This window comes from Streptomyces sp. MB09-02B (assembly GCF_033794485.1).
In the GTDB taxonomy this organism is placed as follows: Bacteria; Actinomycetota; Actinomycetes; order Streptomycetales; family Streptomycetaceae; genus Streptomyces.
In genome coordinates this window covers 1-20,305 of record NZ_JARGEE010000142.1, presented here as the reverse complement: position 1 = coordinate 20,305, position 20,305 = coordinate 1, and the positions used below count along the sequence as shown (strand labels likewise).

The 20,305-nt window shown below is 70.8% G+C and carries 22 protein-coding genes and 1 pseudogene; 15 read left to right on the top strand and 8 right to left on the bottom strand.

Annotation, left to right across the window (positions count from 1 at the left end; all coding sequences use genetic code 11):
* From P1P70_RS20810 to P1P70_RS20800, 3 genes and pseudogenes are all read left to right on the top strand, one after another.
* Positions 1-223 (top strand): annotated as a pseudogene (locus tag P1P70_RS20810) (histidinol-phosphate aminotransferase family protein); the annotation flags it as partial.
* A gap of 269 nt (positions 224-492) precedes the next feature.
* The gene (locus P1P70_RS20805) at positions 493-1,752 is read left to right on the top strand and encodes an ABC transporter substrate-binding protein (protein WP_319239957.1); all 1,260 of its coding nucleotides are present in this window, start codon (positions 493-495) and stop codon (positions 1,750-1,752) included.
* A 211-nt stretch (positions 1,753-1,963) separates the two neighbouring features.
* Positions 1,964-2,845 (top strand): phosphotransferase family protein, encoded by an 882-nt coding sequence (locus tag P1P70_RS20800; RefSeq protein WP_319239961.1) that lies wholly within the window; start codon positions 1,964-1,966, stop codon positions 2,843-2,845.
* A gap of 54 nt (positions 2,846-2,899) precedes the next feature.
* Here the strand turns inward: P1P70_RS20800 and P1P70_RS20795 are convergent, their stop codons facing one another.
* Positions 2,900-3,727 (bottom strand): alpha/beta hydrolase, encoded by an 828-nt coding sequence (locus tag P1P70_RS20795; RefSeq protein WP_319239959.1) that lies wholly within the window; start codon positions 3,725-3,727, stop codon positions 2,900-2,902.
* Between the two features lie 153 nt (positions 3,728-3,880).
* On the opposite strand from P1P70_RS20795, the gene P1P70_RS20790 reads away from it, so the two are divergent.
* The 7 genes from P1P70_RS20790 to P1P70_RS20760 all read left to right on the top strand — a co-directional run bounded on the left by P1P70_RS20790 (position 3,881) and on the right by P1P70_RS20760 (position 8,092).
* Positions 3,881-4,405 (top strand): sigma-70 family RNA polymerase sigma factor, encoded by a 525-nt coding sequence (locus P1P70_RS20790; protein WP_319239955.1) that lies wholly within the window; start codon positions 3,881-3,883, stop codon positions 4,403-4,405.
* A 390-nt stretch (positions 4,406-4,795) separates the two neighbouring features.
* A complete protein-coding gene (locus P1P70_RS20785) occupies positions 4,796-5,266 on the top strand; it encodes an ATP-binding protein (protein WP_319239953.1) in 471 nt (156 codons plus the stop codon).
* Positions 5,267-5,374: 108 nt separating this feature from the next.
* On the top strand, positions 5,375-5,929 hold the full coding sequence (locus P1P70_RS20780) for a hypothetical protein (RefSeq protein ID WP_319239951.1): 555 nt from the start codon (positions 5,375-5,377) through the stop codon (positions 5,927-5,929).
* Positions 5,926-6,117: a hypothetical protein gene (locus tag P1P70_RS20775; RefSeq protein WP_319239949.1), complete on the top strand. Its 192-nt coding sequence runs from the start codon at positions 5,926-5,928 to the stop codon at positions 6,115-6,117. Before P1P70_RS20780 ends, P1P70_RS20775 begins: the two co-directional genes overlap by 4 nt.
* A gap of 78 nt (positions 6,118-6,195) precedes the next feature.
* The gene (locus P1P70_RS20770; protein ID WP_319239947.1) at positions 6,196-6,705 is read left to right on the top strand and encodes a GNAT family N-acetyltransferase; all 510 of its coding nucleotides are present in this window, start codon (positions 6,196-6,198) and stop codon (positions 6,703-6,705) included.
* Between the two features lie 51 nt (positions 6,706-6,756).
* The gene (locus P1P70_RS20765) at positions 6,757-7,158 is read left to right on the top strand and encodes a DUF6416 domain-containing protein (RefSeq protein WP_319239945.1); all 402 of its coding nucleotides are present in this window, start codon (positions 6,757-6,759) and stop codon (positions 7,156-7,158) included.
* Between the two features lie 91 nt (positions 7,159-7,249).
* A complete protein-coding gene (locus P1P70_RS20760; RefSeq protein WP_319239943.1) occupies positions 7,250-8,092 on the top strand; it encodes a phosphotransferase in 843 nt (280 codons plus the stop codon).
* Positions 8,093-8,123: 31 nt separating this feature from the next.
* Here the strand turns inward: P1P70_RS20760 and P1P70_RS20755 are convergent, their stop codons facing one another.
* The 3 genes from P1P70_RS20755 to P1P70_RS20745 all read right to left on the bottom strand — a co-directional run bounded on the left by P1P70_RS20755 (position 8,124) and on the right by P1P70_RS20745 (position 11,242).
* Positions 8,124-9,068 carry a sulfite exporter TauE/SafE family protein gene (locus P1P70_RS20755; RefSeq protein WP_319239941.1) on the bottom strand — a complete coding sequence of 315 codons (945 nt, stop codon included), beginning with the start codon at positions 9,066-9,068 and terminating at the stop codon, positions 8,124-8,126.
* Between the two features lie 160 nt (positions 9,069-9,228).
* On the bottom strand, positions 9,229-9,687 hold the full coding sequence (locus P1P70_RS20750; RefSeq protein WP_319239939.1) for an Rrf2 family transcriptional regulator: 459 nt from the start codon (positions 9,685-9,687) through the stop codon (positions 9,229-9,231).
* 40 nt (positions 9,688-9,727) lie between these two features.
* On the bottom strand, positions 9,728-11,242 hold the full coding sequence (locus P1P70_RS20745; protein ID WP_319239936.1) for an alpha-N-arabinofuranosidase: 1,515 nt from the start codon (positions 11,240-11,242) through the stop codon (positions 9,728-9,730).
* Between the two features lie 308 nt (positions 11,243-11,550).
* Here P1P70_RS20745 and P1P70_RS20740 point away from each other — a divergent pair, with 308 nt between their 5' ends.
* The 4 genes from P1P70_RS20740 (at position 11,551) to P1P70_RS20725 (ending at position 15,378) form a co-directional block, all read left to right on the top strand.
* Positions 11,551-12,165: a transcriptional regulator gene (locus P1P70_RS20740; RefSeq protein WP_319239934.1), complete on the top strand. Its 615-nt coding sequence runs from the start codon at positions 11,551-11,553 to the stop codon at positions 12,163-12,165.
* Positions 12,165-12,920, top strand: coding sequence for a toxin-antitoxin system, toxin component (locus P1P70_RS20735; RefSeq protein WP_319239932.1), 756 nt, complete (start codon positions 12,165-12,167; stop codon positions 12,918-12,920). Before P1P70_RS20740 ends, P1P70_RS20735 begins: the two co-directional genes overlap by 1 nt.
* A complete protein-coding gene (locus tag P1P70_RS20730) occupies positions 12,917-14,353 on the top strand; it encodes an MAB_1171c family putative transporter (RefSeq protein ID WP_319239930.1) in 1,437 nt (478 codons plus the stop codon). Before P1P70_RS20735 ends, P1P70_RS20730 begins: the two co-directional genes overlap by 4 nt.
* A gap of 98 nt (positions 14,354-14,451) precedes the next feature.
* Entirely contained in the window at positions 14,452-15,378 is a 927-nt protein-coding gene (locus P1P70_RS20725) for a phosphotransferase (RefSeq protein ID WP_319239928.1), read from the top strand.
* Positions 15,379-15,498: 120 nt separating this feature from the next.
* Here the strand turns inward: P1P70_RS20725 and P1P70_RS20720 are convergent, their stop codons facing one another.
* The 4 genes from P1P70_RS20720 to P1P70_RS20705 all read right to left on the bottom strand — a co-directional run bounded on the left by P1P70_RS20720 (position 15,499) and on the right by P1P70_RS20705 (position 18,923).
* Positions 15,499-16,377: an SMP-30/gluconolactonase/LRE family protein gene (locus P1P70_RS20720; RefSeq protein WP_319239926.1), complete on the bottom strand. Its 879-nt coding sequence runs from the start codon at positions 16,375-16,377 to the stop codon at positions 15,499-15,501.
* Positions 16,374-17,147, bottom strand: coding sequence for an IclR family transcriptional regulator (locus P1P70_RS20715; protein ID WP_319239924.1), 774 nt, complete (start codon positions 17,145-17,147; stop codon positions 16,374-16,376). The genes P1P70_RS20720 and P1P70_RS20715 overlap by 4 nt, the downstream gene beginning before the upstream one ends.
* 378 nt (positions 17,148-17,525) lie before the next feature.
* Positions 17,526-18,767 carry a helix-turn-helix domain-containing protein gene (locus P1P70_RS20710; RefSeq protein ID WP_319239922.1) on the bottom strand — a complete coding sequence of 414 codons (1,242 nt, stop codon included), beginning with the start codon at positions 18,765-18,767 and terminating at the stop codon, positions 17,526-17,528.
* 3 nt (positions 18,768-18,770) lie between these two features.
* Positions 18,771-18,923 (bottom strand): hypothetical protein, encoded by a 153-nt coding sequence (locus P1P70_RS20705; protein WP_177261771.1) that lies wholly within the window; start codon positions 18,921-18,923, stop codon positions 18,771-18,773.
* Positions 18,924-19,118: 195 nt separating this feature from the next.
* On the opposite strand from P1P70_RS20705, the gene P1P70_RS20700 reads away from it, so the two are divergent.
* Positions 19,119-20,096: a DUF3068 domain-containing protein gene (locus tag P1P70_RS20700; RefSeq protein ID WP_319239920.1), complete on the top strand. Its 978-nt coding sequence runs from the start codon at positions 19,119-19,121 to the stop codon at positions 20,094-20,096.
* The last annotated feature ends 209 nt before the right edge of the window (positions 20,097-20,305 follow it).

Here is a 20,305-nt window from a genome sequence, read left to right as displayed (position 1 = left end):
GCCCTGGGCGGCGGCCGCGAGACCCGCCATGCCGGCCCCCGGCCTCCAGCCCGTCGCCCAGACCGGCATGCCGGGTCTCGCGGCCGCCGCCCAGGGCCGCCGCACCATGGGCGCGGCCCAGGGCCTCACCGCCGCCCAGGTACGCGGCCGCACCCAGCCGGAGCCCCTGGAGGAACCCCAGGGATGGCCGGCGGCGGGTGGGGTCTACAACCAGGTGGGATGAGGCTCGCCTCCCGGATCGCATGAGGCCGACGCCCGCAACGGGCCCCGCACGGGCTGCCGTTGGGGGCGTCGGCCTGTCGTGGTGTGCCGAGTGAACGGCCGTGGCGCCGATTCCGTACTTCCTGTCGGCGGGGGGACATCTCGGTCGATCCAGGTCGCCGTCACGCCGTCGGAACCAAAACGCAACGCCCGCGGCCCCGTACACACCGGCACGCACCATACGATCAAGCCCGATCATGACTCCTGTAGGAAGCTGGAAGTGGGTGGACCGTGCGCCACAACGCCCGGACGATCGTGGCGGTCACGGCCGCGCTGGGGCTCGCGGCGGGGCTGTCCGGCTGCGGCGGTGACGCGGACGCGGAGTCGGGGAGGGTCTCCCTGACGGTCGTCGCGACCAACTACGGCGACAGCGTCCGCAAGAACTCCGAGGGCTACTGGGACCGGGTGGCCCTCGCGTTCGGTGCCGAACACCCGGGGATCGACGTGGACGTCCAGGTCCATGACCCCGACGAGGTCGACGAGAAGGTGGCCGAGCTCGTCGAGCGGGGCGAGGCACCGGACATCGTGCAGACGGACAGCTACTCCGAGTACGCCGCGCGCGACCTCCTCTACAGCGCCGACGAGGTGCTGTCGGTCCCCGTCCAGGCCTCCTTCGTCCGGAGCCTCGCGAACGCCGGGCAGATGGACCGGGCCCAGTACGGCATGCCCTTCACCGCGAGCACCCGGCTGCTCTACTACAACAAGGACCTGTTCGCGTCGGCGGGCCTGGAGCCGCCGACGACGTGGGACGAACTCGTCGCCGACGCACGGGTGTTGAAGGCACAGGGCGTGAAGTACCCGATCGCCGTGCCGCTCGGCCCGGAGGAGGCGGAGGCCGAGACGCTGATGTGGCTGCTGGCCGGCGACGGCGGCTACACCGACTCCACCAACCGCTACGACATCGCGTCTGCCGCCAACGTGGCCACGCTGACCTGGCTGAAGGACAACCTGATCGGCGAGGGTCTCACCGGCCCGGTCCCGCCCGGTGACCTGAACCGGTCGGACGCGGTCGAGGCCTTCCTCACCGGCGAGGCGGCCATGGTCAACGCGCCGCTGTCACTGATCCGCCAGATCGAGGACTCCTCCGACTCCGTGCCCTACGGTGCCGTACCGCTGCCGAGCCGCGACGGCGACGAGACACCGACCATGGGCACCGCGGACTGGGTCGTCGCCTTCCGCAACGACGACCACCGCACCGCCATCGGCCAGTTCCTCGACTTCCTCTACGCCGACAAGTACGTGACCGAGCAGGCCGCCCAGTACGAACTGCTCCCCGTCACCACGTCCGCAGCCGACGCGATGCGCGCCGACAAGGCGCACAAGCCCCTGTGGAACGGCCTGGACACCCTGCAGAACCTCCGCCTCTACCCCGTCGCCGAGACCAACTGGTCCGAGGTGGCCACCGAGATCCGCCGCCGGATCGGCAAGGCGGTGACCCCGGACGGCAAACCCCGCGAGGTGCTGGAGTCGATCGCGAAGGCGGCGCGGTAGCGGATCGGGGCAGCGCAGGAAGGAGTAAACCGGTCGTCCGCGCGTCGATGCTCCCGTAAGGTGCGCGGGTTGTCCCGGCGGAGAGGCGGTACGGAACGTGGCACCAGGAGCGCCTACGAAGGAGCGGCTGGCGGGCGCCGCGCGGGCCGCGCTGGGCGGCGGGCGGCGGCTGGAGGCGGTCGAGCGGCTCGCCGGCGGCAGCAAGAAGGGCGTGTACCGCCTGGTGATGGACGACGCGACGACCGCGGTCGCCTACCTGTGGGACGACGCCGAGAACTACTGGCCGGCGGCCGAGGGCGACGACGACCTCACCGACCCGTTCTCCCCCGGCCTCGGGCTCGATCTGTTCGAGGCCGCGCACGCGCGGCTGGCCGCGCTCGGTGTCCGCGTCCCGGCGATCCGTCTCGTCGACCGTGTCGGTGACGGCGCCCACGACCCGTCCGATCTCGCGATCGTCGAGGACCTCCGGGGCGAGAGCCTGGAGGAGCTGCTCGCGCGCGACCGGCGCGCGGCCGCGCCGGTCATGGCCCGGCTCGCGGAGTCGCTGGCCGCGATGCGGGCTCACCGGGCACCGGCGTACGGCAAGGCCGCCGTGGTCGACGCGGGCGGCACCTCGCGCGGTACGTCGTGCCAGGGCGTGGTGCTCGACCGCGCGCTGCGGGACCTCGCCGAGGCGGCCTCGCGCGATCCGCGGATCGCGGGCGCGCGCGACCGGCTGGAGGAGCGACTGCTGAACCTGGCGGCGGCGGTGCGGCCGCGCGCGGAGTACGCGGTCGTGCACGGCGAACTGGGGCCCGACCACGTCCTGGTGGACGCGGACGGGAACCCCGTGGCGATCGACATCGAGGGCTTGATGTACTTCGACGTCGAGTGGGAGCACGTGTTCCTGCGGATTCGGCTGCACGACGACTACCGGCCGCTGGAGGCGGCCGGGTTGGACGAGGACCGGCTCGCGCTCTACATGCTCGCGCAGCGGCTCTCACTGACGGCGGGGCCCCTGCGACTGCTCGACGGGGACTTCCCCGACCGGGCCTTCATGGCGGGCATCGCCGAACACAACCTGCGACAGGCGCTGGAGCTGCTCCAGGTCTGAATCCCCGGGGCCGGACCGTGCACGAGGGTGATATCCAGTCGCGGACGGAGGTCTTCATCCCAAAAATGCCGCAGTGGTCGCCACGAACTGGTCGGCGTCGTCGAGCCAGGGGTAGTGGCCCGCTCCCGGTTGCACCACGAGCGTGGCATGGGGGAACAGCGCCGCGAACTCGGCCGCCGACTGAGGGGGGCTGTTCAAATCGAACTCTCCGGCGAGCAGCAGCACGGGGGCCGTGCAGGCAGCGAGCGCCGCACGAGTGGTCTCCGGGTTGAACGCGCCCTCGGCCGCGAAGAAAGCGACAGCTTCCTTGTTCTCCGGCTGGCTGGACGCGTGGTGGTTCTGTGCCGCGGCGTCCCAGCGGCCCCAGAAGAAGGGAGCGAGGGCTTCCCAGTCGCTGCCCGTGCCCTCTGTGATCGCCTCCAGAGCGGCGAACGCCGCCGGGAACCAGGGCTCGTTCGCACGAAGCTGCGCGAGCTCGCGTCGCATCTCCGCACTGATCGCGATGCCAACAGCTCGGGGACTGGGACCGATCAGGGCGAGCTTGCTGACGTTCTTCGGGAACCGGGCCACGTATTGCGTCGCAACGTTCGTGCCGGCGGAGTGGCCGAGCAGGTCCATACGAGGGAGTGCGAGGTGTTCACGCAGCGCCTCGACGTCGTCGACCAAGTGATCGCAGCGGTAGGAAGAGGTGTCGTCGGGAATCGCGGACCGGCCGGTGCCGCGAAGATCCAGAATGATCAACTGACGGTGCGTGGACAGGCCGCCCAGGTCGCCGAGGTAGAGGGAGTCCGTGGGGCCTCCGGGGAGGCAGACGACCGGGTCGCCGTCTCCGATCACACGGTAGGCGAGCTGCGTTCCGTCAGGTGCACAGAAGGTAGGCATGCCGCGGATCCTGTCAGCCATAACCAGGTTGTACAACCTGGTTATGGCGGCCTGCTCACTCGGGTATATAACCGAGCTGTGGCAGGCGAAAAGGACACACACCAGAATCCCGAGACGCTGACCGAGGAACAGGCTGAGCGGATACTCGCGGGCATGAACGAGGTCATCCGCGCGGGCGAGGAGATGCGAAAACTACGCACCGAAATGATCAAGCTGTTTGCCGACCTCGGTTGGACCCAGGACAGGATCGCCCAGCTCGCCGACATGAGTCAGCCCGCCGTGTCCAAGCAGGTGACGAAGTACAAGACGGGCGACCCACTACCCCCCACGAAGCTCTCTCTCGACCAACACGACGCGCCCTGGCTCGAAGGACGCCTCTGGGGCCTCGCTGAGGAAATCTCCGAGAGCTACGACACCGCGCGCTGCACGCGCTACGTCCACGCCATCGCCAGAGGGAAGAAACGCTTCACACCCCAGAACGTCGACGAGCTGCGGCGCCTCGTCGAAGAGGACCTGATGCTGCACCAGGCAGAGATGCCCAGCAGCTACCGGAACGCATACGACGAGATCAGTCGCGGTCTCGACCTCCCCGCGAAGGCCACCGCCCCCGCATCAGCCTCTGTGCGTCGTGCCCTCGCCCACCAGATCCAGCGCGACCAACTCAGGGTCGGCTCCTGAGTGGTTGTCACTACACCCGGAGCTCCACAGATTGCCACCGACCCCACACCGCCAACCTGCAGACCTGCAGGACCTGCCCAACGCAGCCACACACCGGACCCGCATATGTACGTCGCCCAGCCCGCTTCCACCCACGGTGGGGGTGGAAGCGGGCTGCCCCGGAAAGGCCCCTCGGCTGATCGGTGGACGGAAACCGATCAGCCGAGGTCGGGCGAAATCGATCATCATTCGATCGAATTCATACGGTTACGACCAGGTGTGATGTCCTCGCGATCCACTGGGTACTCATCGGGCGAGCACGGCTAGCGTGGGCGCTGTGCGGCAGTTCGCATTTGACTCCCAGCGCCCCGTGCCCGTAGCCATCGACACCCATCGAGAGGAGGCGGCCTGATGCCAGGCGGGGAGAGAAACGGCGGAGCCCGTACGACGGGCGGAGCGGGCGGTGACGCCCCGGTCCTCCCTCGCGAAACGCTCCTGCTGAAACGCCACTTCACCGGAGAGAACCTCCCCCAGGTGCGTGCCCAGGTCGAGGACACGGCCGCGGCGGCGGGCCTGGGCGGTGTACGGCTCGGCGAGTTCACCCTCGCGGTCAGCGAGATCGCGGCCAACGCGGTCGAGCACGCCGGCGGTCAGGGCCGACTCGAACTACGCCTCCTCCCCCACGAGCTGGAGTGCCGCATCACCGACGACGGCCCCGGCTTCACCCCCGCCATCCCGGAACTCCTCCCCGGCCTCACCGACACCTGCCCCGGCCGCGGCCTCTGGCTGGCCGACCTGGTCACGGACCGCCTGACGGTGACGACGGACGTGACGGGGGCGGGGGCAGGGGCGGAGGTCACGCTGGCGGTGCGGCTGGGGTAAGGCGTCCCTGCATCCAGGGATCTACGCCCGACTCACGATGCGCGCGGTTCCGGGTGAGGCCTGGACCGACTGACGGCAGGATCGTTCACCGATACGACGGGGCGTAGGTTGCCCTCCACCACCGGGCACCTGTCCATCGCCGCCGGGTGGCTCAGCTACGACTCCGGTCGTGCCGCTGACGCCCGCTCGCTCTACAGCGAAGCCTTGGCCGCCGCGAGGTTGGCGGACGACCCAGCTCTGGAAGGACATGCGTTCGGTTGCCTTTCCCTGCTCGCCAAGGCCAGCGGGCGGCCCAGGGAAGCCGTATCCGCCGCTCAGGGCGCGCAGAACGCGGTCCGTACATACGGCTCCGCCCGGATGCTCAGCCTCTTCTCGATGCGCGAAGCGGGTGGTTGGGCCCTGCTCGGCGACGCCGGAGCGGCAGATCGGGCCATCGTCCGCGCCCACGATCTTTACTCCAGGGGTCCTGCCGAGGCGGACCGGAATGGCTGGAGTTCTACACCCCGGCCGAACTCGCCGGGCTGGAAGCACTCGCCCGTGCCGACCTCGATCAGCACGAACGAGCCGCTGCCGGAGCCGAACAGGCCGTCATGCTGCACGGCGACCGGTTCACGCGGAACAAGGCACTGTACACAGCCGACGTTGCGATCCAACATGCTGTGAGCAACCGGCCGGAGCCCGAAGCTGCGGCCGAAGCAGCCCAGCGAGTGCTCGCCTATGTGCCCCAGGTACGTTCCGACCGTCTGCTCCAGCAGTTGCACAACGTGGAGAGCGCGCTCCAGCGGCACTCGAAGCTACCTGCGGTCGCTGAGTGGCTGGAGGAGTACCGCGCCATCGCCCGTACTGGCTGAGGAGGAGACGGTGACCACCCCGAGCACCCGCGCCGATGTGGTGATCCGGTCCTATGGCCCAGGTCAGGTCCCCCACTCGTGGACGTCGTCGCCGACATCTGGGCCGATGCCCACCCGGAATTGGTCGACACACCAGGTGCGGAAGCACTCGGGCTTTCCGTCCCCGCACTACACCGCCAGCTCTCCGGGCACCTCAAACACGCCGGCTTCGCTCTGGTCGTCGCGTACGCGGCCGGCACGGCGGTCGGGTTCGGGTACGCGTTCCCGTGCGACGCGGCGTACTGGTTCGGCGCCGACCTGGTCGACCAGGTACCCGAGGCCGCCCGGACGGAGCGGCTGATGGGCCTGTGTGAACTCGCCGTACGTCCGCCCTGGCAGTCCCAGGGCATCGGCTCCCGCCTCCACGCCGAACTCCTCAAGACCATCGCCCCGTCCTGGTCGTCCCTTCTCGCCCTACCCTCCAACCGTCGCGGCCAGGACCTGTACGCCCGACTCGGCTACGAGTACGCGGGCCCGTACCGCAACACCGCCGATGGCCCTGAGTTCGACCTGCTGCTCCTGCGCGTGGGGACACGACTCGACTCGTGACGCTCGGGGGCGGGCAGTATGGGGGCCCGAATACCTGGGTGTGGGGTTGATATGACGGTGTATCTGGCCGAGGACAACGAGCGATGGGGCAAGCACTCGGGGGAGGCAGGGCACAGCGGAACGGAATGGGGGCCTGCGGACCTGCAACGCGCCGCCGTCTTCCTGGGTGAACTGTCGCCGCAGGCTATGCAGGTGTTCGAGTATCTGCTGCGCAACCCCGGCCGGGAGATCCACTGCACAGAACTCGTGGACGAGGCTCTGTGCGGAGCCGACGGAGTCGATCCGGCGCGTCGGGTCGCGGGCGTGTTGTCCGGGATGAGCAGGGCGCATGACAACAGCGAACGACGCTACCCGTTCGTCTGGTGGGAGGCCCCTCAGGGGCGGGCGGGTGCGACGTACGCGGTCCGCCCCTCGGTGGCGGCAGTGTTCCTGGCCGCTCGGCTCGGACGGTGACACCAGGGGCCGGGAGTGGGTCTTCACTGTCGTCCGGGAGCTGTCTTCGGATGTATCCGCGAACGTGATTCCGTGATTCAAGGAGGGCGATATGGAGCCGTCGGTGCTTCGCCGCGCGGTCGAGGCCGGACGGGCGACCGCTTCGGGTCTGGGCCTTCAGGTCGAGGACGTGGTCGTCGTCCATGATTCGGACCGCGTCGCGCTGCGCCTGGCGCCCTGCGATGTGCTGGTTCGGGTCGCGCCTGTCGGGCATCTGGCCGACTCCGAGTTCGAAGTGGAGGTCGCTCGCCGTCTCACCGTCGCCGGGGCTCCGGTGGCAGAGCTCGAACCCCGGGTCGAGCCACGGGTCCATGTGCGTGATGCCTTCGCCGTCTCGCTGTGGACCTACTACGAACCGCTGGGGGCGGAGATCGCGGCGGCCGACTACGCGGACGCGTTCCTGCGGCATCACGCCGTCCTGCGCCGGATCGATCTGGACGCACCGCACGTCACTGATCGAGTCGCCGCGGCCCTCAGAGAGGTGAACGACCGGGAGCGCTCCCCCGAACTGCCCGATGCCGAGCGGGAACTCCTCAGCGACACACTCGGTGGGCTGCGCACCGCGCTCGGCGTCGAGCAGGCCGGCGAGCAGCTCCTGCACGGCGAGCCCCATCCGGGCAACCTCCTCAACACGTGGCGAGGCCCACTCTTCGTGGACCTCGCCACGTGCTGCCGTGGACCGGTCGAGTTCGACCTCGCCCACGCGCCCGAGGACGTGGCACAGCGCTACCCGGGGGCCGACCATGGCCTGATCCACCGGTGCCGCGCCCTGAACTGGGCGATGTTCTCGGCCTGGCGCTGGCGCCGGAACGACCGGATGCCCAACCGGAGCCACTGGAGAGTGGAGGGGCTCAGCCGGGTTCGTGCCGCACTCGATCGCCTCGAACCGGGCTGACGTCAGAACGTCCGGGCAGACCAGCCGTCCGTCATCGACGGCTTGCCACCGGCTCCTCCTGACCGATCGCGCCGTCCCCCGTGCGCCCGACGCGCGCGGGAGCGGTCGTCGCCTTCTCCTTCAGGTGCTCCCGGATCGAGTACGTCAAGGCCGCTGCCCAGAGGCCGTACACCGCCAAGTAGACCACCGTGCTCACCGCACCCGACGCCGCGATCCAGTCGCTGTTCAGGAGGGTGCGGGTGTTCGTCGCGATGATGACTCCGCCCACCGCCGAGCCCAGGACCCTCGGCGGGACCAGGCGGACCAGCCACGCGGCGATCGGCGCGGCGATCAGGCCGCCCAGTAGGAACGCGGCGACCCAGGCCCAGTTCAGGCCCTGGGAGCCGAGGGAGAAGAGGAAGCCCAGGCTCGCGGCGACCGCGACGAGGAACTCGCTCGTGTCGATGGAGCCGATGACCTTGCGGGGTTCCATGCGGCCGCTCGCGAGGAGTGCCGGTGTACCGACCGGGCCCCAGCCGCCCCCGCCGGTCGCGTCCAGGAAGCCGGCGACCAGGCCCAGCGGGGACACGAACCGTTTCCGGAGCGGCCGACCGAGGCGTTCCTCGGGCAGGCCGCGCAGGGTGAAGCGGGAGAGGACGTACAGGCCGAGGCCGAGGAGTATCAGCGACATCAGCGGGCCGGCGATCTCCGTGGAGAGCGACGAGAGGACCGTCGCGCCGAGGAACGCGCCCACCGCGCCCGGTACGCCGATCCTGGCGACGACCTTCCAGTCCACGTTCCCGAACCGCCAGTGCGCGGCGCCCGACATCAGGGTCGTACCGATCTCGGCGAGGTGCACCGTGGCCGAGGCGGCGGCCGGGTTGGCGCCCATGGCGAGCAGCAGCGTCGTCGAGGTCACGCCGTAGGCCATGCCCAGGCTGCCGTCCACGAGCTGTGCGCCCAGGCCCGCCAGCGCGAGCAGTACCAGCGTCCGCATGCGTCCTTCGTCCCGTCTTCCGTCTCCGTCGCCGCCACCGTTCCCTGGCTTTCCCACCGGTTGAGTAGGGATGAGCCGAACGGCAACGGTACGAGATCGAGCTGAGGAAAGGCTGAGGAGGAGGTGACGATCCTGTGCACGGGGACCGGGCGGAGACCTTTTACGGGTTCTCCCAGGCCGCCGGTTCCGCCGCCAGTTCCTTCACCGGCTCGGGCAGCGCGTTCGCCGCGATGTCGGCCACCGTGACGCCCTCCAGGATGCGGCGGACGTTGGCCCGCAGCGCGATCCACAGCGGCAGCAGCGGCTCGGCGGAGCCGGTGTAGGTCAGGCCGGTGGGGCGTTCGCCGCGCACCGAGACGATGGGGCCGTCGACCGCCCTGATGACGTCGGCGACGGTGATCGAGGCGGGGTCCCTGGCGAGTCGGTAACCGCCGCTGCCACCCCGCCGGCTGGTGACGACTCCGCCCCGCCGCAGGTCCGCGAGGATGCCCTCCAGGAACTTGTGCGGGATCTCCTGCACGGTCGCGATGACTTCCGCCTTCACCGGACCGCCGTCCTGCCGTACGGCGACTTCCAGTACCGCGCGTACGGCGTAATCCGCCCGTGCCGAGATCCTCATGGCCAACATTGTCGACCACGCCGGACACCCGGCCGACCCGTCAGCCGAGCCGGATCACATTCCACGACAACGGTTCGAGCACCACGCTCAGCACGCCGTCCTCCAGTGACGCACCCTCCACCACCCGCGGAGCGACCCGCTCCGGCTCCGTCAGCGTGTTCCGCGCGTCCGGGTCCGCGTCGGCCAGCACGCTGTGCTCGACGACGCGGGTCAGCTCCAGGCCGTTCAGGGCGACTTCGAGCGGCAGCGGCCGTGTACGGTCCCGGTTGACCGCGAAGACGGTCACCGAGCCGTCCTCGGCCCGCACCGCCGTCGCGTGCAGCAGATCCGCCTCGCCGTACTTCTCCGTCTCGTACGTCGGCGAGTCCACCCGTACGTCGAGCACCTCGCCCCGCCCGTACTTCGCGGCCTGGGCGAACGGGAAGAACGTCGTCTGCCGCCAGGCCGGGCCGCCCGGCTCGGTCATGATCGGGGCGATGACGTTGACGAGCTGGGCGAGGCAGGCGACGGTGACGCGGTCGGCGTGCCGGAGGAGCGCGATGAGGAGGGAGCCGAAGACGACGGCGTCGGTGACGCTGTAGTTGTCCTCCAGCAGACGGGGGGCCTCCGCCCAGTCCCGCGCGCCGGAGTTCTCGATCGCGTGCCACTCCGAGATGTACCAGACGTTCCACTCGTCGAAGGAGAGGTTGATCTTCTTCTTGGACTTGAGCTTCGCGCCGATGTGGTCGGCGGTGGCGACCACGTTGTCGATGAACGACTCCATGTCCACGGCGGAGGCCAGGAAGGAGTCGATGTCGCCGTTCTCGGGCTGGTAGTAGGCGTGCAGGGAGATGTGGTCGACGAGGTCGTACGTCTCCTCCAGGACCGTCGCCTCCCAGGCGGCGAACGTCGGCATGGACTGGCTGGACGAGCCACAGGCGACCAGTTCGACGGTCGGGTCGATCTGGCGCATCGCGCGGGCCGTCTCGGCGGCGATGCGGCCGTACTCCGTCGCCGTCTTGTGGCCGGTCTGCCAGGGGCCGTCCATCTCGTTGCCCAGGCACCACAGCTTGATGCCGAAGGGGTCCTTGTCGCCGTGGGCGGCGCGGAGGTCGGAGAGGGCGGTGCCGGAGGGGTGGTTGGCGTACTCCTGGAGTTCCAGGGCCTCGGCGACGCCCCGGGTGCCGAGGTTGAGAGCCATCATGGGCTCGGCCTGGGGGCCGATCTTCTTCAGGAAGGCGATGTACTCGGAGAGGCCGAAGCGGTTGGTCTCGGTGGAGCGCCAGGCGAGGTCGAGGCGGCGGGGGCGGTCCTCGGCGGGGCCGACGGAGTCCTCCCACTTGTAGCCGGAGACGAAGTTGCCGCCGGGGTAGCGGATCGTGGTGACGCCCAGTTCGCGGACCAGGTCCAGGACGTCGGTGCGCAGGCCCGCCTCGTCGGCGGCGGGGTGGTCCGGTTCGAAGATGCCGGTGTAGACGCAGCGGCCGAGGTGTTCGACGAAGGAGCCGAAGAGGCGGGGGTTGACCTCGCCGACCTTGAAAGCGGGGTCGAGGGTGAAGCGGGCGGTGCGGGTCATGTGGGGCGGCCCCTCAGTACTCGGTGTTCGGTATTGCGGATGGTGCTCGTCGCGTCGAACGGGACGCTATGGTCGATGTCGGGGCCAGTCAATGGGGTCTCGCGGCCGGACGGGGCGTGCGCCTGCGTGTCTGCCGGGCGTTGTCGACGGGCGGGTGCGGGTCGTTCGTGGTTGCTCGCGCAGTTCCCCGCGCCCCTGGAGGAGCGCGGATCTCATCCTCTTCCCGGTAGCACAACCATCGTTGGCCGGAATTCAACGATCGTTGGAATCTCGTGGTGTGGGCAGGCGGCGGCACGTAGGGTCGGCGCGTGTCTGCGCTTCCCGATCCCCTTGCCGAGACCCTGACGCGACTGGACGCCCGCATCGCGGAGGCCGGTGCCGACCGGGGCCGGCTTCTCGGCGTGGCGGCCCTGGCGGAACGTACGGCCCTCGGCGAGGACGAGGTGCGGGCCCTGCTCGACGGGGGCGCACCGGAGGCGGACCGGGTCGACGACCGGGTGCGCCGGCGGGTGCGGGCGGTGCACGAGGCGTATGTCGCGCGGAGCGGCAAACGGGCCGGGGAGGTCGGCAGAGAGGTCGCGGAGCGGCTCTCGATCAGTCCCGAGTGGGCCCGGCAGCTGCTGCTCGGCAGGAAGATGCCGAACGTGCCCGATCTGACCGAACTCGCGGAGTTCTTCGGCATCGAGGAGGGCGTCCGCTTCTTCACCGACCCGGCGGCCACCGTGCTGAACCGGGAACTCGGTCGTGTCCTCGCGGGACTTGAGGAGGACACGGACGTCGACGGGCCGCTGGTCGAGTTCGCCACCCGGCACGGGGTCGTCACGCTCGCGCTGCGCGGGCAGCGGCTCACCCGTCGCAAGCAGGAGGCGCTCGCCGTCATGCTCGAAGGGCTGCTCGGCATCGACGACGAGGAGGCCCGTTGATGAGCCGTGGCGGGCGGCGCACCGGGGCCGGCGGGTTGCGCGGGGTTTTCGGCAGGGTGCGGGGCGCCTTGGTGCCGTCGCGGTCCACCGCCGAGATGCGCAAGCTGACGGCCGGGCTCAGCAAGGCGGTGCGGGGCAGGCTCGACGCGCCCGTCGGTGTACAGGAGTTGGGGGCGGCGCTGTGTGCGGAGATGAGCGCGCGGCGGGGCGGGCGGCCGGTGGAGCTGCGGTTCGAGCGGTTCCCGGACGGGATCGGGGTGACCGGACTGTGGATGGAGTTCCCCGACTTCGATCTGGTGATCGTCGAGGAGCGGGCCGAGACCGTGCAGCAACTGGTCATCCTGGGGCATGAGTTGTGGCACATGCACGCCGGGCACTGCCATCACCATCTGCCGGGGGCGGACGGCGCGGCGCTCGCGCCCGCGGAGCCGGGCGGGTCGGGCACGCCGGGCAGGTCGGGCTCGACAGGCAGGTCGGGCTCGCCGGGCGAGCACGTGTCCGCGCTGTCGCCGCTCTCCCCCGAGTTGTCGGCCGCCCTCGGACAGGGCGGTACGCCCATCGCGGCCCGCAACGGCTCGCACGAGGGGGACGAGCAGGAGGCCGAGGACTTCGGCCACCGGCTGGCGACCGCCTTCCGTTCCTGGGTGGACACCGGCCAGGGCGGATCCGCCGGAGCGACCGGAACAGCCGGGTCCGGCGGCCCCGTCGGGCAGGCCATCCAGGCGTCCCTGGGCTATCGCCGGCACGACAGATGAGGGGGACGGCCGTGCCCGCGACGACGACCGGGGCCCTCGGCTCCACCGGCCCCGCCGACTTCTTCGGCGAGCTGTACATCTCCTTCTGGATCCCCACAGCCGTCCTGACCGCCGCGCTGGTGCTCAAACTGCCCAGCATCGTGAAGCTGTGGCGGGACTCGCTGCTGCGGGCGGTCGGCGGGGTGCTGCTGCTCGCCTGCTTCGTGTTCGTGTTCGCGGTGCCCTCGGTCATCGCGTGGACCAACCGGGTCGTGGGCGTGCCGAACGTCGCCGCGCCCTGGGTGTACTCCCTGATCACCGCGTTCTGCGCGTGCTGTCTGCTGCTGATCGTCGCCTGGCGCAACGGCCCCGCCGACCGCTCCGCGGCGACCCGTCGGCTCATGCGGTGGGTCGTCGCCGTGTACGCGGGGGTGATCGTCGTCCTGTGGGTGCTGTTCGCGCTGGCGGACGTCCCCCGCGAGCGGCTGCGCGACCTGGACACGTACTACGCCACGACGCCCTTCATACGCGAGGAGATCCTGCTCTACCTCGTCGCGCACACGGCGGCCTGTCTGATCACCTACCGGCTGATACGGAACTGGGTCCGCGCCGAGAGCCTGGACGTGTGGCTGCGCGGCGGTCTGCAGGCGCTGGGGCTGGGCTGTGCGCTCAACCTGGTGTTCGACGCCGCGAAGCTCACGGCGGTGGTGGCCCGCTGGACGGGGCACGACCTGAACTGGCTGAGCACGGACGTGGCACCGCCGGTCGCCGCCCTGGCGGCCATCTGCATCGCGGTGGGGTTCATCCTGCCGCACAGCGGTCAGTATCTGCACGACCGCTGGCGGGTGCGCACGAGCCATCGGCGACTGCGCCCGCTGTACCTGCTGACCCGGACCGTCGACGACTCCCGTGTCCCCTTCGCGCTGCGCGCCACCCCGGAGTTGCGGCTCACCCGCCGGGAGACGTTCATCCGGGACGCCCTCCTCCGGCTGACCCGTCACCTCGACGAGGATCTGCGGCGCCGCGCGTACGACGCCGCGCTGGACCTCGGGCACGAGGCCGGCCGGGCGAAGGCCCTCGCCGCGGCCGTGGCCATCCAGGACGCGGTGGCGACACGGCGGAGGTCGCCGGAGAGCGAGGAAACGGCCACGGCCACGGCCGCGCTCCTCACGGGCCCCCTCGTCTTCCCGGGCCGTGGAACAGCCGTGGCTTCGGGTGGGAGTTCGGGCGGTGCTTCGGGTTCGGGCGGCGCTTCGGGTTCGGGTGCGGGCGATCCGGCGGGGGCGTCCGGTCGTACGTCCTTCCCCGAGTTCAGGGTCTCCTCCGATCCCACCGATCTGCTGCAGGACATCGAGGCCGTGTCGCTGGTGCTGCGCGAGCCGGCCGAGATCGAGGCGGTCAGGGCGCTCGCCGCCGCCTCCCCGGCGGAGAGCGGCGTACCCGCGCGTGAGTGAAGGTCCGTCGTCGAGAACGTGGTCTCGGTGCGGGTCCCCTCCCGGCGGCATCACGCCAACGACTGAAGACGATACGCATCGTCTTGTAGGGTGGGCGCATGGCTTCCTCCCGTACTGCCTCCGCCGTCGACGCGGCTGTCGGCGCGGGCCGCGATCTCGGACTCGACGTCACCGAGGCCAGGGTCCTCCATGACGTCTTCTCCGTCGTGGTCCACCTCGCGCCCGCCCCGGTCGTGGCCCGGATCCCCACCGTCCTGCCGCACAGCGAGAGCCTCGACTCCCTCGGGCGCCGCCAGCGGGCGGAACTGGACGTGGCACGCTGGCTCGCCGACCGGGGAATCCCCGTGATCGCGCCCAGCCCGCTCGTGCCCCGGGAACCCGTTCGGCGCGCGGGATTCTCGATGACGTTCTGGCAGTTCGTCGAGGAGGACCGGGACAGGGAACCCGACTACGTGGCGAACTCCGAGAGCGTCGCCGACCTGCACGCCGCGATGAGGACCTACCCGGGCCCGCTGTCGTTCCTCTCCGCCGCCGACCCCCGCTTCGTCACGGAGAGCCTCGCTCTGCTGGACGACTTCCCCAGCCTGATCGGCGCGTCCGAACTGGACCGGGCCCGACGCGAGTGGCAGGTCCTCGGACCTCTGGTGCGCTCCCGCCCGGCGTTCGAAGCGGCGTTCCCGGGGATCGGCCTCCAGCCCGTCCACGGCGACTCTCCGCCCGCGAACATCTTCGCCGGCGTGCACGGGGACCTGTACGCGGACTTCGAACTGGTCACCCTGGGCCCCGTGGAGTGGGACCTGGCCGCTCTCGGGCCCGACCACGAGGCCGCCTACGACCGGGGAGCGCGGCGCAACGGTTCGAGACCGCTGGACCAGGACGTCCTGAGGTTCGTGAACGCCGTCGGGATGCTCCGGATCATCGCCTCCCTCACGCTCGTACCCCAACTGCCCGAGCTGGTGGAGTACCTCGGGCCGGCCGTCGAGCAGTGGCGGACCACGCCGTTCGCCGGAGGCAGGGCCGAGTGACCGGGTGAACGGGTGACCGGGTGACCGGGTGAGGCCCGCGAGGAGAGCAGACCGAGGAACACCGACGCCGGGAGGCCGGCGTTCCTCGGTCACGGGGAGGTGGGGACTCGGCCCGCGGGCTCAGCCGGTGAACGCCGGCTGGGCCAGGCCCTTGCCCGCTCCCGGGACGACCAGCAGGGAGCCCGAGAGGGGGTGCGGGGTGTCCGTTCCCGTACGGGCCGTGGTGACGTAGAGGTCGGTCAGGTCGGGGCCGGCGAAGGCGCAGGCGGTGGGGCGCGGCGTCGGGAGGCTGATGACGCGGTCGAGGGTGCCGGTCGGGGTGTAGCGGCGGACCGCGGCCCCTTCCCAGAGGGCCACCCAGACACAGCCCTCGGCGTCGACGGTGAGTCCGTCGGGGAAGCCGCCGCCGTCCTCGATGGTGACGAAGGGACGCCGGTCGACGGGCAGGCGGACGCCGTCCCCGGTGTCCGCGTAGTCGAAGACGTCGATCCGGCGGGTCGGCGAGTCGATGTAGTACATGAGCCGGCCGTCCGGGCTCCACCCCGTGCCGTTGCTCACGGCGACGTCGTCGAGGACGGTCGTGGCGAGGCCCTCGGCGGTGAAGCGGGCCAGAGTGCCGCCGCCCGGGGCCTCGTCGTAGCGCATGGTGCCGGCGAAGAGGGAGCCGTCGGGGGCGACGGCAGCGTCGTTGGCGCGACGGCCGGGGACGGGCTCGTGGTGCAGCCACCGGAAGGTGCCGTCGGGGTCGGTCAGACCGACGCCGTCCCGGAGGTTCAGGACGAGGCCGCCGCCGGCGCGGGGCTTGACCGCGCCGACGTGCTGCTCGGTGACGAGGACCGAGCGGCGGCCGGAGGCCGGGTCGTAGGTGTGGACCCGGGAGCCGAGGATGTCGATCCAGATCAGGCGCTGGGCGGCGGGGTCCCAGGTGGGCCCCTCGCCGAGGGTCGCGTACTCGCGGACGGCGACCTCGTACCCCGAGTTACTCGTGTGCGCGCTCATGCCGCGCTCCGGTGGCCGAGGCGCTCGGACAGTTCCGCGGCGCCCTTGGCGGCGAGCTGCTCCAGCTCGATCCGGCGCTCGTCGCTCCAGCGGATCATGGGTACGGAGATGGAGAGCGCGGCGACGACCTTGCCCGCGCGGTCCCGGACCGGCGCGGCGACGCAGGAGACGTCCGGGTTGGACTCGCGGTTCTCCACGGCGAGACCCCGCTCACGGATCCGGGCCAGGGCCTCGCGCAGGGCGGCCGGGTCGGTGATGCTGTTGGGGGTCATGGCGAGCAGGTCGGCGTCGTCCGGGATGCGGGCGTTCAGCTCGACCTCGGAAAGGGAGGCGAGGAGCATCTTGCCGACGGAGGTGCAGTGCGCCGGGAGGCGGCGGCCGGCGGCGGAGACCATGCGCACGGCGTGCGTGGAGTCGACCTTGGCGATGTAGATGACGTCGGTGTACTCCAGGATCGCCACGTGCACCGTCTCGTCGCAGGTCTCGGCGACGGACCGGGCCACCTGCTGGCCCTCGGCGGCGAGGTCCAGCTGCTCGGCGTAACGGCTGCCGAGCTGGTACGGGCGGACGCCGAGGCGGTAGCGCCCGGGCTGGCCCTGCACCTGGACGATGTAGCCCCGGGCGGCGAGCGTGGTGACCAGCTCGTGCACCGTGGTGCGGGGCAGCTGGAGTCTGCGCACGATGTCGGGGGCGGACAGCGTGCCGTCCCCGTCCAGGAAGAGCTCCAATATGTCGAGCGCCCGGGTCACGGCAGGTACGAGGCGTCCCACGGCCGGCCCCCTTCCTCTGTCAGTCGGTTCTGTCTGCGGTTTGGCTGTCTGCGGCGGTGTTCGAAATTTCAACGGTCGATCGGCATGACGAACACAGGCTAGTCATAGTGCGTTGACCGGGCAATAACCGCGGACGATCGAGAGGGGTGTGGTGGGGGCGGGGTGCGCTGTCGGGTGCGGCTCCGGTGGGGCTTCTCGCACAGTTCCCCGCATCCCTAAAAGCGTCAGGCCCTGCGGGCCTGAAAGGGCGACGGGGCTGCCGGGCGAAAGCACGGGGCACAGCCCCTGCTTTTCAGGGGCGCGGGGAACTGCGCGAGCAACCACGAACCACCCGCAGCCGCCGACGCCCCCGCACCCCCGAGCTCTCAGGCGCCCCGGTCACCGCCTCCCGCGCGGATCCCCCAGCTCCCCCCGCAACCGCTGCGCCCGAAGCACCAGCTCCAACTCGAAACGGCGATCGGAATCATCGATCTCGTCACCCCAGAGCTCACGTATCTGGCGAAGCCGATACCGAACGGTTTGCGGGTGCACACCAAGTCGCGTCGCGATCTCCGGCGCCCCGCCCCGCGTCTCCAGCCACGCGAGCAGCGTCTCCGCCAGGCGGCGGCCGTGCGTGGGCCCGCAGTGGGCGAGCGGCGCGAGGCACCGCAGGGCTAGGTCGTCGATCAGCTCCTCGGGCTGCAGGAGCACGAGGGCCTCGGTGTGCTCGGTGCAGTGCAGCACCTCCCCGGCGGGCAGCAGCCGCCGTTCCATCAACCGCACCGCCGCCTCCGCCCAGCGCAGCGACTTCGCGGCGTCGGCCAGCGGCACCGGCGGTCCGATCGCGCCGGACCAGCCGGTCAGCGCGCGGTGCAGCAGTTCGGGGCGGCCGGCCGCGTCCGGTTCGGGGACGACCATGCGGGGCTGCTCGTACTCCATGTCGAGCAGGACGCCCTGCCCGACGGCCGGTGCCATGGCCTCCCGGGCCGGGCGTAACAGGACCCCGACCGCGACCTTCTCCGGGAGGGTCCAGCCGATCCGGGCCGCGCGTTCGGCGAGCGCGTCGGCCGGGTCGCCCCTGTGGTGCTCGGCGAGCAGCAGCTCCATCAACCGGCGTTGCAGTCGCAGACGCTCGCCCGCCTGCCGGGCAGCCGCCTCCGCGTAGCCGCGCACCGACTGGTCCACCAGGCCGTCCAGGTACTCGTATCCGGCGTCGACGAGCTCGTACATCGCGGGCGGTGGGATCTGCACCCGCTGGCCGATCTCCGCGAAGCGCCGCCAGGCGAGGCGTACGCCGAGGCGGTAGATCGCCTGGAGCGAGTCGAGGCTGCGGCCGTGCAGGCCCTCGCCGCGGCCGAACTCCTGGAAGACACCGGGAGGGACACGCGGGCGGCCCTCGGCGGTCTCCAGGTGCTGCACGAAGACCTCGATCGCGCGGCGGATGCCGATGAGGGCCATCGGTTCGCCGGAGTCGTCGAGGACGACGGGCAGGTGCGGGTACTCGCGGCGGATCTCGCCCAGGATCTCCTCGGCGAGGGCGGGGGCCTCGGCCATGGCGATCGCGGCGAACTCGCGCACCTGGAGGCGCGGCACGTCGTGCCAGGCGGAGCGGACGGTGACGGTTCCCGGGGTTCCGGTCACCCCTCAGCGCTCCCGACCGGCGTTCTCGTAGGTGATGAGCGGCGTGTTCGGCTGGTCCGGCGTCGCGTCGAGCAGGGCGACGATGCCGAACGCGGCCCCCAGCGCGAGAGCGGCGGCGGCCGCCATGGTGAGCACGGCGGCGAGCAGTCTGGACATCGCAGGGTCAGCCTCTCGGTCGACAGGTCGGCCCCACCCAGGCACCCCGCCGACTCAGTGTCAGCAATGCATTGACACTGCGTCAAGACTCCGCCTACGGTTCCCGGCCCATACGTCACGCGCACCTTCCCCTGGCGTCGTCTTTGCCGCACGTCTACCCGAGCCGCACCTCCCAACGCCCCCTGGAGTGCCCGGATGCGCCGTACCGCCTCACCGATCTCCCTGGTCCTGCTGGGCCTCGGCACCTTCCTGCTGGTGCTCGCGCCGCTGCTCGCGTGGTACGTGCAGCCACGGGCCGCCGTGAATCCCATCGACATCGACACGACCGCCGTCTACACCGGCACGGGCAGCGTCTTCGACGTGGAGCAGGTGAAGACCGTTCCGGACCAGAAGATCACCGTGACCCAGCGGGTGCGCGGCAATGTGGCCGAAAGTGAGCGCAGCGGGGCCGCGGTGTGGGACGTGATCACCTCGGTCGACACGGACGAGTCGCTGCCGGCGGCCGACCCGCACGACGCGCTGGACTTCACCCCACACCGCTGGGTCAGCGACCGGAAGACCAACCGGCCGGTGCACTGCTGCGACGAGAAGCCGTACATCGAGGGCGAGGCGTACCTGAAGTTCCCCTTCGACGTGCAGAAGCGCTCCTACCGCTGGTGGGACAACACGCTCGGCGCGACGGTGACGCTCCACTACGAGGGCCGGAAGAAGATCCGGGGCTACGAGGGGCTGCGCTTCACGGCGAAGGTCCCGGCCACCAAGACCGGCACCCGTCTCGTGCCCGGCGCCCTCGTCGACGAGCCGAACCGGCCGCAGGTGCTCGCCGAGGAGTGGTACGCCAACCATGGTCTCGAACTGGTCGTCGACCAGAGCACGGGACGGGTGCTCTACGCGCAGACCGGGCCGCGCCGGACCCTGCGGGCCCCCGGCGGCGACGAGGACGCGGCGGTGCTGCTCGACAGCGAGAAGCTCGCGTTCACCACGGCGACGCAGAAGTTCGCGGTGGACCAGGCGGAGAAGGACAGCGGGCTGCTGCGACTGGTGGGGCTGACGGTGCCGATCGGTAGCGCTGTGGCCGGGTTCGTCCTCGCCGCCGTGGGCGCCGCTTTGGTCGTGCGTGGCAGGCGGCGCCCCGATACGCCCGAGTCCTCCCAGGCTCCGATCACGATGTGACAGGGCGTCAGTTCAATAAACCCCGGAAATTGTCACGCCGGTGAGTAGCAGCTTCGTACCGCTGGGCGAAAACTGTCCACCCACCCGAGCACAGCCCACCCACACCTCGCCCACACATACCCACAAGCAGCGAAAGACCGCCGGAAGGCCGCGTAAGGCCCGCAAAACGGAAACGAGAGACCCACCGGACCCACCAGACCCACCAGACC